Raw genomic sequence first — 12,809 nt, forward strand, 5'->3', positions numbered from 1 at the left:
CGCTGCCTCGTGCGCCAGACGGGTGGACGGGCGCTCACGCGTCCCTCCACCCGCTCGCGCGGTGCGGGTGGTGCCGCGGGGTCAGTCGATGCCGAGCGCGCCGCGCACGTCGGCCGCCACGGCGTCCAGGCGCTCGCGGGCGTGGCGGCGTGCCGCGCCCACGGCGGCGTCGTCGGCGTCGGGGAGCACCGGCTCGACGACCTCGAGGTAGCACTTGACCTTGGGCTCGGTGCCGGACGGGCGCACGATCACGCGGGTGCCGTCGGCGGCGTCGAGCCGCAGCCCCTCGGTCGGCGGCAGGCCCCCGCGCTCCTCGTCGGTGCCGCGCGCGAGGTCGACCACGCGCGTCACGGCCGCGCCGCCGAGAACGCCGGGCGGCTGTGCGCGCACTCGGCCCACCGTCTCGCCGATCGCCGCGAGGTCGTCGTACCGGGCCGACACCTGGCCGGTGAGGTACAGCCCGTGCGCGCGCGCCAGGTCGTCGAGCGCGTCGACGAGCGTCCTGCCGGACGCCTTGAGCCGGGCGGCGAGGCCCGCGACGAGCAGCGCGGCCGAGATCCCGTCCTTGTCCCGCACGGTCCCCGGTGCGACGCAGTAGCCGAGCGCCTCCTCGTACCCGAACACGAGGCCGTCGACCCGCGAGAGCCACTTGAACCCGGTGAGCGTCTGCACGTGGCGCACGCCGGCGGCCTGCGCGATCTGCGCGAGCTGCCGGGAGGACACGATCGAGCTCGCGAACGCGGCCTCGGGGTCGAGGGGTTCGCCGTCGGCCGCGAGGCGGTCCGCGGCCTCCTGGCCGAGCAGCGCGCCGGTCTCGTCGCCGTGCAGCATCCGCCAGCCGTCGGCGGCCGCGGTGTCCGGGCCGCGGTAGGCGCGCGCCCGCGGGTCCTGCACCGCCACGGCGCACCGGTCGGCGTCCGGGTCGAGCGCGATGACCAGGTCGGCACGCTCGTCGGCCGCGAGCCCGAGCGCGAGGTCGATCGCGCCGGGCTCCTCGGGGTTGGGGAACGCGACGGTCGGGAAGCGGCCGTCGGGCTCCGCCTGCTCCGGCACGACGAGCACGTCGGTGAACCCCGCCCCCGCGAGCACCCGCTGCGCGACCTCGCCGCCCACGCCGTGCAGGGGCGTCAGGACGACCCGCAGGTCGCCTGCGACAGCCCGCGTCGTCGGGTCGGCGAGCTGCAGCGTCGCGTCGACGTACGCGTCGACGACGTCCTCGCCCAGCACGGTCCAGCCGTGGTCGGCCCGCGGTACGGACGCGACGGACGGCACGCGGGCGATCTCGGCGGCGATCGCCGAGTCGGCGGGCGGCACGATCTGCGCGCCCTGGCCGCTGTCGGTCACGACGCGCCCGCCGAGGTAGACCTTGTAGCCGTTGTCCTGCGGCGGGTTGTGCGACGCGGTGACCATGACGCCCGCGTCGGCGTCGAACCGGCGCACGCAGAACGCGAGCACCGGGGTGGGCAGCGGGCGGGGGAGCAGGAGCACCTCGATGCCGACGGCCGTCAGGACGGCGGCCGTGTCCAGGGCGAACTGCTCGGACTTGCGGCGCGCGTCGTAGCCGACGACGACGCGCGGCGCCGGCGTGAGGCCGTCGAGCTCGCCGAGCAGGTAGTCCGCGAGCCCCGACGCGGCGCGGATCACCACCGCGCGGTTCATGCGGTGCGGTCCGCCGGCGATCGCGCCGCGCAGCCCCGCGGTGCCGAACTGGAGCAGCCCGGAGAACCGGTCGGCGAGCTCGGCGCGCGCGTGCCGCGCGGTGCGCAGCACCGTGAGCTGCTCGAGGTCCGGGTCGGCGCCCTCCTCGAGCCCGGGCGGGGACTCCTGCGCGAGGCGCAGCAGCTCGCGCAGCTCGTCCGCGGTCTCGGGGTCCGGGTCGTCGGCGATCCATGCCTCGACCCGGGCCGTGAGGTCATCCCACGCGTCGTCGGCGCTCATGCCCCCAACGTACTGACCAGTACGCTCGCGCACGAACCGAACGTCCCGGCCCCGCCGCGCGGCGGTGTGTCAGCGGCGGGGTGTCAGCGGCGGGGCGTCACAGGCGGCGGATGATGTCGGCCAGCAGCGCACTGATGCGCGGCCCGGCCGCGAGACCGGCCTCGAGGACCTCCTCGTGCGACAGCGGCTGCTCGCTGATGCCGGCCGCGAGGTTCGTCACGAGCGAGATGCCGAGCACCTCGAGCCCCGCCTGCCGCGCCGCGATCGCCTCGAGCGTCGTCGACATCCCGACGAGGTCGCCACCCAGGCGCCCGGCCATGCGCACCTCGGCCGGCGTCTCGTAGTGCGGTCCGCGGAACTGGACGTACACGCCCTCGTCGAGCGACGGGTCGACCTCGCGCGCGAGGCCCCGCAGACGGGCCGAGTACAGGTCGGTCAGGTCGACGAACGTCGCACCCTCGACCGGCGAGGTCGCCGTCAGGTTGAGGTGGTCGCTGATGAGCACGGGCGTGCCCGGACCCCACGCGGGGTTCAGGCCGCCGCAGCCGTTGGTGAGCACGACGGTCGTGGCGCCCGCCGCCGCCGCGGTGCGCATGCCGTGCACGACGCGCCGCACCCCCTTGCCCTCGTACAGGTGCGTGCGCGAGCCGAGCACGAGCGCGTGCTTGCCGCTCGCGCCGATGCGCACCGAGCGGATCGTGCCGACGTGCCCGTGCACGGCGGCGGCCGAGAACCCCGGCACGTCGGTGCTCGCGACCTCGGCGACCGTCTCGCCCAGCAGGTCCGCCGCACCGCCCCAGCCCGAGCCCAGCACGAGCGCCACGTCGTGGCGCGGCACCCCGGTGGCGCGCGCCAGGTGCTCCGCGGCCGCGCGGGCCACGTCGAACGGGTCGGTCGTCGGGTCGTCGAGGTCCAGGACGTCGGTCATGACGAGAACGCTAGCCCCGACCGCGCCCGGGGCACGCGTCACGGCGCGCGGGACGTGCCGAGCCACACGCGGGCTGCCCACCGGCTGCTCGTGAGGCATGCGCCGGCACCGGGCAGAATGCACACGTGAGCACACCGCCCGGTACGCACGCCCTGCCCGACACCCGCGTCGTCATCGTCGGGGGAGGCCCCGGTGGCTACGAGGCCGCTCTCGTCGCGCGGCGCCTGGGCGCCGACGTGACGGTGGTCGAGGAGAAGGGGCTCGGCGGGTCGGCCGTGCTCACGGACGTCGTCCCGTCCAAGACGCTCATCGCGACCGCCGAGTGGATGACGATCGCCGACCGCGCGCCCGAGCTCGGGATCCGCAGCGGCCTGAGCCACGACCACGGCCACCACATCGACCTCGCCGCGGTGAACACGCGCGTCAAGGCGCTCGCGGCCGCGCAGTCGGCGGACATCCGGGGACGCCTCGAGAAGGAGGGCGTGCACGTCGTGCTCGGCCGCGGCCGTCTCGACGGGCCGCAGCGGGTCGTCGTCGACCTCGTCGACGGCGGCGGCGAGACGACGCTGGACGCGGACGTCGTCCTCGTCGCGACCGGCGCGCGCCCGCGCGAGCTGCCCGAGGCGCGGCCCGACGGCGAGCGCATCCTCACGTGGACGCAGCTGTACGACCTGCCCGCGCTGCCCGAGCGGCTCGTCGTCGTCGGCTCGGGCGTCACGGGTGCGGAGTTCGCCGGCGCGTACACGTCGCTCGGCTCGGACGTCACGCTGGTCTCGTCGCGCGACCGCGTGCTCCCGGGCGAGGACGGCGACGCGGCCGAGCTCATCGAGGAGGTCTTCAAACGCCGCGGCATGACCGTGCTGTCGCGCTCGCGGGCCGCCGGGGCGCGCCGCACCGCCGACGGGGTCGTCGTGACGCTCGCCGACGGGCGGGAGGTCGAGGGCACGCACGTGCTGTTCGCGGTCGGCTCGATCCCGACGACGAGCGGGCTCGGGCTCGAGGAGTCCGGCGTGCGCCTGGCGCCGTCCGGGCACATCGAGGTCGACAAGGTCTCGCGCACGAGCGTGCGCGGCGTCTACGCGGCCGGCGACGTGACCGGGGTGCTCCCGCTCGCGTCGGTCGCCGCGACGCAGGGGCGCATCGCGATGTCGCACGCGCTGGGCGACGCGGTCATGCCGCTGTCGCTGCGCGCCGTCGCGGCGAACATCTTCACGGCACCGGAGATCGCGACGGTCGGCTACTCCGAGCAGCGCCTGCAGGAGGAGGGGGTCGCGTACGAGGTGAGCACCCTGCCGCTGACCCGCAACCCGCGGGCCAAGATGCTCGGCGTGCGCGAGGGGTTCGTCAAGATCTTCGCGACGCGCGGCGCGGGCACCGTGCTCGGTGCGGTGCTCGTCGGCCCGCGCGCGTCGGAGTCGGTGTTCCCGCTCGCGCTCGCGATCACGCACCGCCTGTCCGCCGACCAGGTCGCGCAGGTCATCACGGTCTACCCGTCGATGTCCGGCACGCTGGCCGAGGTCGCGCGCACGCTGCACCACCGCGCCGCGGACTGACCGCGGGGAGCGTCAGGGGAGCGTGACCCGGACGACGAGCGGGAGGTGGTCGCTCGTCGCGACGTCCGTGAGCACGTCCGCCGACGCGAACCCGACGTGCCGGCCGAAGACCCAGTCGATCCGCTCGGCGGGTGCGTCGGACGGTGAGGTGAGTGCGTCGGCGTCACCGACCTCGTCGACCGCGCTGACCCACCCGGCGTCCGTGAGCAGCTCGACCTCCGGCCACCCCGGCCGGGCGTTGAGGTCACCGCCCAGCACGCTCGGCCCGGTGCCCGGCTCGGCCGCCAGCAGCGTGGCGAGCTGGTCCAGGCGCGTCGGCGTGTTCTCGGCGCGGTGCTGCAGGTGGACGGACGTCACGCGCACGGCCTCGCCCCCGGCCGTCGTCACCGTGGCCGAGAGTGCCGAACGCCCCTGCGGACCGGCGCCGTACGGCAGGACGGTCACGGCGACGTCCGTGAGCCCGGACCTGGCCAGCACCGCGTTGCCGAACTGCCGGTCGGCCGCCGGCGCGTACTCGACCGTCATGCCCAGACGGCGCGCGAGCCACGTCGCCATGTCCGCTCCGCCGCCGAGCACCCAGCCGCGCTCCACCTCCTGGAGCAGGACCACGTCGGCACCCGCCGCCTCGACGGTCGCGGCGGCGGCCTCGAGGTCGACGCCGCCGGACGGCGCGACGCCGTAGTGCAGGTTCCAGCTCACGACCGTGAGCGCGTCGCCCGCGGCGCGCGCGGGCACGTCCCGGCCGTGCGTGCTCGTCGTCGACGGGCCGAGGCCGACGAGCGCGAGCACGACCGGCGGGACCAGCAGCAGGCGCGCGGCGCGTACGCGCGCGGGCTGGCGCAGGTCCGGTGCCGGGTCCGGGGCGGGGCCCTGCGCGCCGCCCGACGCACTGCTAGACGCGCTGCCAGAGGCGCTGCCGGACGCGCTGCCCGGCGCGCTCCCGAGCGGGGCGACGGGCGCCGGTGTGCGGTGGTGCAGGCCGCAGACCGCGACGACCACGGCCGCGGCCACCGGCACGTACGCGTTGTCGAACGGCAGCGGGACGTCGTAGTCGAGCATGTAGCCGAGCAGCGGCAGCACGACGCCGAGCCCGGCGACCGCGACCGCACCCGCGGTGCGCCAGGTGCCCGGAGGCGCCGAGCGGCGCACGGAGAGCGTCCCGACGAGCACGACGCCGAGCACGGCGTCCAGCACCACGACGGCGACGAGCGCCGTGCCGCCGGAGGTGAGCATCGCGAGCGCGACCGCGGCGACCACGAGGACCGCGGCCCCGACGCGCACGGCTCCCGGCCAGCGGTCGGGGCGCAGCAGCAGCCACCCGCCCAGCCCGGTCGCGAGGACCACGGCCAGCCCGGCCCAGCCGAGCGCGATCCCGGCCTGCGACGCGAGGAACGCGGGGTTCGCGCCGATCATCACGGCGATCGCGATGACCGGCCCGAGCGCCCACAGCCGGCGCGGACGGTTCGTCGCGGGCGCCCCCGCGCCCGTCCCGCCCGAGGTGACGCGGACCGCGGCGAGCGGCGCGACCGCGACCGCGACCGCGACGACCCAGCCGACCCACGACGACCGCCACACGGCGTCCCACGAGCCCAGCAGCACCTGGAGCCCCGCGGACAGCCCGCAGCCGACGACGACCCCGAGCGCGGCCTGCCGCGGCCCCGAGGCGCGTCCCGCGACGAACGCGGCCGCGAGGACGAGCGCGCCGACCGCCCAGGCCACGGACACGAGCCCGAGCCGGTACCGGGCGTCGTCCTCGAGGCCTTGCAGCACCACGCGCAGCACCGCGAGCACCGCCGCGCCGACGATCACGGTGCGGCCGGTCGGCACCCCGCTCGGCGCGCGCGTGGCGACCAGGAGCGCCCCTGCGACGAGCCCTGCGGCGGCGTACGTGGCGAGCGCGGTGACGCCGACGGTCACGACGCCCGACGCGAACGCGTGGTCGAGCAGCGGACCGCTCGCGCGCACGAGCTCGAGCGTGGCGACGACGAGCGCCGCGAGCAGCCAGACGCGCGTGGGCGTGCCGTCGTCGGGCGGCCGGGCGACGCTGCCGGCCGGTGCCTGCTCGTCGGCGGACCCGGTGGGCCGCGCCTCTCGCGTGTCGTCGCTCGTCACGCGCCGAAGGGTACGCGCCGGGCCGTGGGCGGCCCGCGCGGGACACACGTCCCGGCCCGGGGCGCCCCGGTGGGCCCATGATGCGGCACATGCGCCCGCACGGTCCCGTCGTCCGAACCGTCCGCCACGACCCGGCGGACCGGCCGCTGCTGGTGATCTGGGAGGCCACGCGCGCGTGCGCGCTGTCGTGCGTGCACTGCCGGGCCGAGGCGCAGCCCCGCCGTGACCCGCGCGAGCTCGACACCGAGGAGGCGACCGAGCTCATGCGTCAGGTCGCGTCCTTCGGGCGGCCGTCGCCGATCTTCGTCATCACGGGCGGCGACTGCTTCGAGCGCGAGGACCTCGACGAGCTCGTGCGGCGCGGTCGTGCGCTCGGGCTCGCGGTGGCGGTCTCGCCGTCGGGCACCGCGAAGCTCGACCGTGCGGCGCTCGTGCGGCTGCAGGAGGCGGGTGTGACCGCGATGTCGCTGTCGCTCGACGGCGCGACGGCGCAGGTCCACGACGGCTTCCGCCGCGTGCCGGGGACGTTCGACCGGACCGTGCAGGCGTGGGCCACGGCGCGCGAGCTCGGCATGAAGGTGCAGGTCAACTCGACGATGTCGAGCCGCACGGTGCACGAGCTGCCCGACCTGGCGGCGCTCGTGCGCGAGTACGGCGCGATGACGTGGAGCGCGTTCATGCTCGTGCCGATGGGCCGCGGCGTCGACCTGGGTGCGCTCAGCGCGCAGCAGTGCGAGGACGTCATGAACTACCTGTACGACCTGGGCCCGCACGTCCCGGTGAAGACGACCGAGGGCCACCACTTCCGGCGGGTCGCGCTGCAGCGAGCGGTGCTCGAGGAGCGCGGCGCGGACCACGTCGAGGTGATGGGCCTCGGCGAGCTGTACGCCGAGCTGACCGAGCGCACGGCCGCGTTCGGCTGGGGCGACGCGGTGCGGGCGCGGCGACCCCCGGTCAACGTCAACGCGGGCTACGGGTTCGTCTTCGTCTCGCACGTCGGCACCGTGCACCCCTCGGGCTTCCTGCCGGTCTCGGCCGGCGACGTCCGCGAGCAGCCGCTCCCGGAGATCTACCGCTCCTCGGAGCTGTTCACCGGCCTGCGGGACACCTCGCTGCTGACCGGGCGGTGCGGGACGTGCGAGTTCGCCCGGGTGTGCGGCGGCTCGCGGTCGCGCGCGTACGCCACGTCCGGCGACCCGCACGCGTCCGACCCGCTGTGCGCCTACGAGCCGGGCTCGTTCCCGTACGCCGAGGACGTCGCCGCGCTGCTGGCGTCCTGACCTGCGGGACGCACCCGCGTGAGCGGGTGCGCGCGGCGGGTGCAGCCCGCACACTCGTCGTCATGCTGCGTGACGTCACCGCCCACCTGACGCTCGACGTCCGCGCCCCCGCGACCCTGGCGCTGGCGCTCGCGGTGGCGACGGGTCACGACGCCGACGAGCGCCTCGAGGTCACGCTCGACGGCGTCCCCCTCACCCCGCGCGAGGTCCCCGACGCGCACGGCACGCGCCTGCACGTGCTCGACGCGGGGCCGGGCACGCTCGTCGTGGACTACGGCGCGACCGTGCGCGGACGCACCACCACACCCGGGGCGAGCGAGGCCGACCGGCTGCGCTACCTGCGGCCGAGCCGGTACTGCGAGTCGGACTCGCTCGGGCCGACCGCGCGCGCCGAGTTCGCCGGGCTCGCCGGGCAGGACCTGCTCGCGGCCGTCTCGTCGTGGGTCGGCACGCGCCTCGCCTACGTGCCGGGCTCGAGCCTGCCGACCGACGGCGCGGTGCGCACGCTGCTCGCCCGGCAGGGCGTGTGCCGGGACTACGCGCACCTCGTCGTCGCGCTGCTGCGCGCGCTCGACGTGCCCGCGCGGCTCGTCGGGGTGTACGCGCCCGGGCTGGACCCGATGGACCTGCACGCGGTCGCGGAGGCGTGGGTGGACGACGCGTGGCGCGTGGTCGACGCGACGACGCTCGCACCGCGGTCCACCCTCGTGCGCGTCGCCACCGGGCGCGACGCGTCGCACACCGCGTTCCTGTCCGTGCACGGCGGCGCCGCGGACCTCACCGCCTTCCGCGTGGGCGCGGTCGTCGACGAGCTGCCCGACGACGACGTGCGCACGCTCGTGACGCTCGGCTGAGCGCGCCTCAGGCGAACAGCGCCTGCCCGACGAACGGGCTGTGGCTCGTCGTGATCGGGGTGCCGTCGCTGCCCGTCACGAGCGAGCCGTCGGGCACGCCGGGCGGCACCGCGAACAGACCCGAGCCGGTGTGCTGCAGGTACTCCATGAGCCCGTCGTCGCGCGACAGCGTGGTCTGCATGGGGACGTAGTGCGTGCGGGGGTCGCGGACGAACGCGATGAAGAACAGCCCCGCGTCGAGCCGCCCCAACGAGTCGTTGCCGTCGGTGAAGTTGTAGCCGCGGCGCAGCATCCGCACGCCGTCGTTGTGGGTGGGGTGCGCGAGCCGCACGTGGCTGTTGAGCGCGACGAGCGGCGTGCCCTCGCGGCCGGTGACCTCGAAGTCGGGCTCGGTGAGCTCCTCGCCGCCGGACAGGGGAGCGCCCTCACCCTTGGTCCGTCCGACGAGCGCCTCCTGCTCGCGCAGCGACGTGCGGTCCCACGTCTCGATCTGCATGCGGATGCGCCGTGCGACGAGGTAGGTGCCGCCGACCAGCCACGACGAGTCGCGCGAGTCGTGCGCGGCCGCGTCCTCGCCCACCCACACGTGCCGCTCGAGCTCGTCGGGCTCCTCGGCCTTGAGGTTGGCGGTGCCGTCCTTGAAGCCGAACAGGTTGCGCGGCGTCGTCTGCGCCGTGGACGTCGAGGACGTGCGCCCGTACCCGAGCTGCGTCCAGCGGATCGTCGCGGCGCCGAACGCCGCGCGCGACAGGTTGCGGATCGCGTGGACCGCGACCTGGGGGTCGTCGGCGCACGCCTGCACGACGAGGTCGCCGTCGCTGCGCGCCGGGTCGAGCGCGTCCGCGGGGAAGTGCGGCAGCTCGACGAGCGCGTCGGGCAGACGGTCCGCGAGGCCGAACCGGTCGGTGCCGTCGGCGGCGACGAACAGCGAGCGGCCGAACCCGAACGTGAGGGTCAGCCCCGCGGCGGGCAGGTCGGCGGCCTCGCCCGTGTCGTCGGGCGGCGCGTCGTACGGGCCGGACGCCGCACCGTACGGGCCCGCCGACAGCCCCTGCGTGAGGCGTGCGGCGATCGTCGTCCAGCGCTGGAGCAGTGCGACGAGGTCCTCGCGGTCGTCGGTCGTCACGTCGAACGACGCGAGGTACAGGCGGTCCTGCGCGGGCGTCACGATGCCCGCCTGGTGCCGGCCCGTGAACGGGTAGGTCCCCGCGGCGCGGGTGTCCGGGGCAGGCTCGCCGACCGACGCCGCCGCACGACCGGCGGCGAAGCCCGCGGCGCCGACGGCGGCGGCACCGAGCAGACCGCCGCCGAGCACCGCGCGACGCGTGACGCCCCGCGACCCGGGGGCGGGCGGCTGCTCGGTCACGTCAGACCCCCGTGACGACGGCGGTCAGCCGGGACAGCGGCTCGGAGAGCGCGTCGACCGCGGTGGACAGCTGCTTGACCTGCTGCGCGGTCAGCTCGTCGTACGCCGTGAAGCCCTTCTCCACCGAGCCGTGCTCGGCGAGCAGCCCCTCGAGCGCGGCGAACCGCTCGACGAGCGTCGCCGCCAGGTCCGGGTCGGCGCCCTCGACGACGTCCGCGAGCACCTCGTACGCCACGCGCGCGCCGTCGACGTTCGCCTGGAAGTCCCACAGGTCGGTGTGCGACCAGATCTCCTCCTCGCCCGTGACCTTGCCGGTCGCGACCTCGTCGAGGAGCTCCTTGGCGCCGTTGGCGATCTGGAACGCCTCGAACGTGAACTGCGGGTCGTCGACCAGGTCGACGAGCTGCTGCGTCCACCCGACGAGGTCGTCCGCCGCCTTGGTGCGCTCGGCGTCGGTGAGCGGCACGTACTCGACGCCGCCGTTGTCGGCGGCGAGCGGCGGCCACAGGTCCTTCTCGATGTAGTGCCAGCCGCTCCAGGTCTGGCCGTCCTCGAGGTCGGCCTCGCGCGCGTCGGTCAGCGGGTCGAGGTCTCCGAAGGACTCGGCGACGGGCTCGACGCGCTCCCAGTGGACGCGCGTCGCGGCGTAGAGCGCGCGCGCCTCGTCGTCGTCGCCAGCCGTGTAGGCGTCCGCGAACTCCTGCGTGCCGGCGATCAGCGCGCCCACCTGGTCCTTGACGTACGCGACGTACTGCGCCTCGGCGGCGGCGAGCTGGTCGGCCGCGTCGCCCGTCGGTCCGACGGCCTCGCCCGAGTCGGTCACGGTGAACTCGGCGCGGATGCCGTCGCCCACCATGCCCGGCTTGCACGCCGTGTAGTACGTGCCGGGTCGGACCTGCACGACGAGGTCGCGCGTGAGGCCCGGGCCGATGTTCTCCACCTCGGAGACGACCCGCAGGCCGTCCTCGCCGAGCAGGTAGAACTCCGTGACGTCCGTGCCGTCGTTGCTCACGGCGAACGTGAGCGTGCCGCTCGGGGCGGTCGTGGCTGACACCTCGCACGCGTCCTGGGTGCTGCTCACGGTCAGCGCACGCCCGGGTGCGCCCGACGCGGCCGGGCTCGCGTCGTTGTCGACGCAGGCGGCGAGCGGCAGGACGAGGGCGACGAGCGCGAGCGCGCCGAGGGCGGAGCGGGACATGGGTCTCCTCAGGAGCGGGTGGAGGTGCGGGCGTCCGGCGCGGGCGTCAGGGGGTCGCGACGGGGGCGACGACGGCGGGCGCCGACGGCCTGGGCGCCGTCGAGCGGCCCCACGTGGTGCGGACGAACACGGTCAGGACGACGGCGACGTAGGAGGTCCACGCGACGAGCTGGAGCCACGTGGTCGCGGGCGTGAAGTTGAAGACGCCCTTGGCGAGCGTCGCGTACCAGGACGAGGGCGGGATGCTCGCGGAGACGTCGAACGCGAGCGAGTCCAGGCCGGGCAGGATGCCGGCCTCCTGCAGGTCGTGCACGCCGTAGGACAGGACGCCTGCCGCGACGAGGACGAGGAACAGCCCGGTCCAGGCGAAGAACCGGCGCAGGTCGAGGCGCACCGCGCCGCGGTACATGAGCCACGCGGCCAGGACCGCGACCGCGATGCCGAGCGCGGCGCCGGCGAGCGGCGCGCTGGTGCCCGACGAGGTCGCCTGCGCGCCCGCCCACAGGAACAGCGCGGTCTCGAGGCCCTCGCGGCCCACGGCGAGCAGCGCCATGACGACCACGGCGCCCTTGCCGGCCGCGATCGCGTCGTCGAGCTTGTGCTGCAGGTCTGCCTTGAGGTGGCGGGCGGTGCGCGCCATCCAGAAGATCATCCAGGTGATGAGGCCGACCGCGACGATCGACAGCGTGCCGCCGATGGCCTCCTGCGCCTCGAACGACAGCCCCTTGGGCCCGAACGTCAGCAGCGCGCCGAACGCGAGCGAGACCCCCACGGCGACGGCCACGCCACCCCACAGCGCGGGCAGCAGGTCGCGTCGCCCGGTCTTGACCAGGTACGCCACGAGGATGCTGACGACGAGGGCTGCTTCGAGCCCCTCGCGCAGGCCGATGAGGAAGTTCGCGACCATGGTGACCGTTCGCCGAGTGTGTGCGTCCGCGGCGCCGGACGCCGCGAGGTGAGGTCAGGCTTACCTCACACGATTCGCGAGGTTACACCCGTGCCCGGGGTCGGCGGGAGCCCGGTACCGAGCCCGACGATGTGTCTCGCGTCACGCGTCCGGGCCGCACGGGGCGCTCTCCGGGGTCGCCGGGATCGCGGCCAGGAGCGTCGGCCACGCGTCCGCGAACGCGGGCAGCAGGTCGAGCGCGGCGACCTGCTCGATCGGGACCCACGCGACCGCGAGGGACTCGGCGTCCGTGGCGCGCGCCTCGAACGGGCGCACCTCGTCGGCCAGCACGGTCGTGTACGACCAGTCCGGGTGCCGCAGCACGTGCGACGCGAAGGGCCGCACCGCGTCCGCGGGGACGCCGGCCTCCTCGTGCGCCTCGCGCAGCGCGGCCGCGGTCGCGTCCTCGTGCGGCTGGCGTGCCCCACCCGGGATGCCCCACGTGCCGCCGTGGTGGCTCCACGGCGCGCGGTGCTGCAGCAGCACGTGCGTCGGCCGGCCGTCCGGGGCGCGGCGCGCGACCAGCAGCCCCGCCGCGCCGTGCAGACCCCAGTGCCGTGCCCCGCACCCGCACCGCACCCAGCCGTCGCCCGGCGCGGGCGGGTGGCGGGGCAGGTCGGTCATGCGGTCGGGC

10 protein-coding genes are annotated in these 12,809 nt (G+C 75.8%); 3 read left to right on the forward strand and 7 right to left on the reverse strand.

Features of this window, described 5'->3' with window-relative positions:
- Positions 1-81: 81 nt before the first annotated feature.
- Together CBP52_RS00530 and CBP52_RS00535 are read right to left on the reverse strand one after the other, a co-directional pair.
- Positions 82-1,938 carry a phospho-sugar mutase gene (locus tag CBP52_RS00530; RefSeq protein WP_094179380.1) on the reverse strand — a complete coding sequence of 619 codons (1,857 nt, stop codon included), beginning with the start codon at positions 1,936-1,938 and terminating at the stop codon, positions 82-84.
- A 97-nt stretch (positions 1,939-2,035) separates the two neighbouring features.
- Positions 2,036-2,866: a purine-nucleoside phosphorylase gene (locus tag CBP52_RS00535; RefSeq protein WP_094179381.1), complete on the reverse strand. Its 831-nt coding sequence runs from the start codon at positions 2,864-2,866 to the stop codon at positions 2,036-2,038.
- A 125-nt stretch (positions 2,867-2,991) separates the two neighbouring features.
- Between CBP52_RS00535 and CBP52_RS00540 the strand changes: the two genes are divergently transcribed.
- Positions 2,992-4,419 carry an NAD(P)H-quinone dehydrogenase gene (locus CBP52_RS00540; protein WP_094179382.1) on the forward strand — a complete coding sequence of 476 codons (1,428 nt, stop codon included), beginning with the start codon at positions 2,992-2,994 and terminating at the stop codon, positions 4,417-4,419.
- A gap of 12 nt (positions 4,420-4,431) precedes the next feature.
- On the opposite strand, the gene CBP52_RS00545 is transcribed toward CBP52_RS00540, so the two are convergent.
- Positions 4,432-6,531, reverse strand: coding sequence for an endonuclease/exonuclease/phosphatase family protein (locus tag CBP52_RS00545; RefSeq protein WP_198303504.1), 2,100 nt, complete (start codon positions 6,529-6,531; stop codon positions 4,432-4,434).
- 89 nt (positions 6,532-6,620) lie between these two features.
- On the opposite strand from CBP52_RS00545, the gene CBP52_RS00550 reads away from it, so the two are divergent.
- Complete coding sequence (locus CBP52_RS00550) at positions 6,621-7,811, forward strand: TIGR04053 family radical SAM/SPASM domain-containing protein (protein ID WP_369826252.1); 1,191 nt, start codon at positions 6,621-6,623, stop codon at positions 7,809-7,811.
- A 62-nt stretch (positions 7,812-7,873) separates the two neighbouring features.
- Positions 7,874-8,665: a transglutaminase family protein gene (locus CBP52_RS00555; protein WP_094179383.1), complete on the forward strand. Its 792-nt coding sequence runs from the start codon at positions 7,874-7,876 to the stop codon at positions 8,663-8,665.
- A 7-nt stretch (positions 8,666-8,672) separates the two neighbouring features.
- Here CBP52_RS00555 and efeB read toward each other — a convergent pair whose 3' ends face one another.
- From efeB to CBP52_RS00575, 4 genes are all read right to left on the reverse strand, one after another.
- Positions 8,673-10,031 (reverse strand): iron uptake transporter deferrochelatase/peroxidase subunit, encoded by a 1,359-nt coding sequence (gene efeB, locus CBP52_RS00560; protein ID WP_094179384.1) that lies wholly within the window; start codon positions 10,029-10,031, stop codon positions 8,673-8,675.
- A 1-nt stretch (position 10,032) separates the two neighbouring features.
- Positions 10,033-11,229, reverse strand: coding sequence for an iron uptake system protein EfeO (gene efeO, locus CBP52_RS00565; RefSeq protein WP_094179385.1), 1,197 nt, complete (start codon positions 11,227-11,229; stop codon positions 10,033-10,035).
- Positions 11,230-11,275: 46 nt separating this feature from the next.
- Positions 11,276-12,136 (reverse strand): iron uptake transporter permease EfeU, encoded by an 861-nt coding sequence (gene efeU / locus CBP52_RS00570; protein ID WP_094179386.1) that lies wholly within the window; start codon positions 12,134-12,136, stop codon positions 11,276-11,278.
- Between the two features lie 141 nt (positions 12,137-12,277).
- A complete protein-coding gene (locus CBP52_RS00575) occupies positions 12,278-12,799 on the reverse strand; it encodes an NUDIX hydrolase (protein ID WP_094179387.1) in 522 nt (173 codons plus the stop codon).
- Between the last annotated feature and the right edge of the window lie 10 nt (positions 12,800-12,809).

The sequence above is a fragment of the Cellulomonas sp. PSBB021 genome (assembly GCF_002240455.1).
Taxonomy (GTDB): domain Bacteria; phylum Actinomycetota; class Actinomycetes; order Actinomycetales; family Cellulomonadaceae; genus Cellulomonas; species Cellulomonas uda.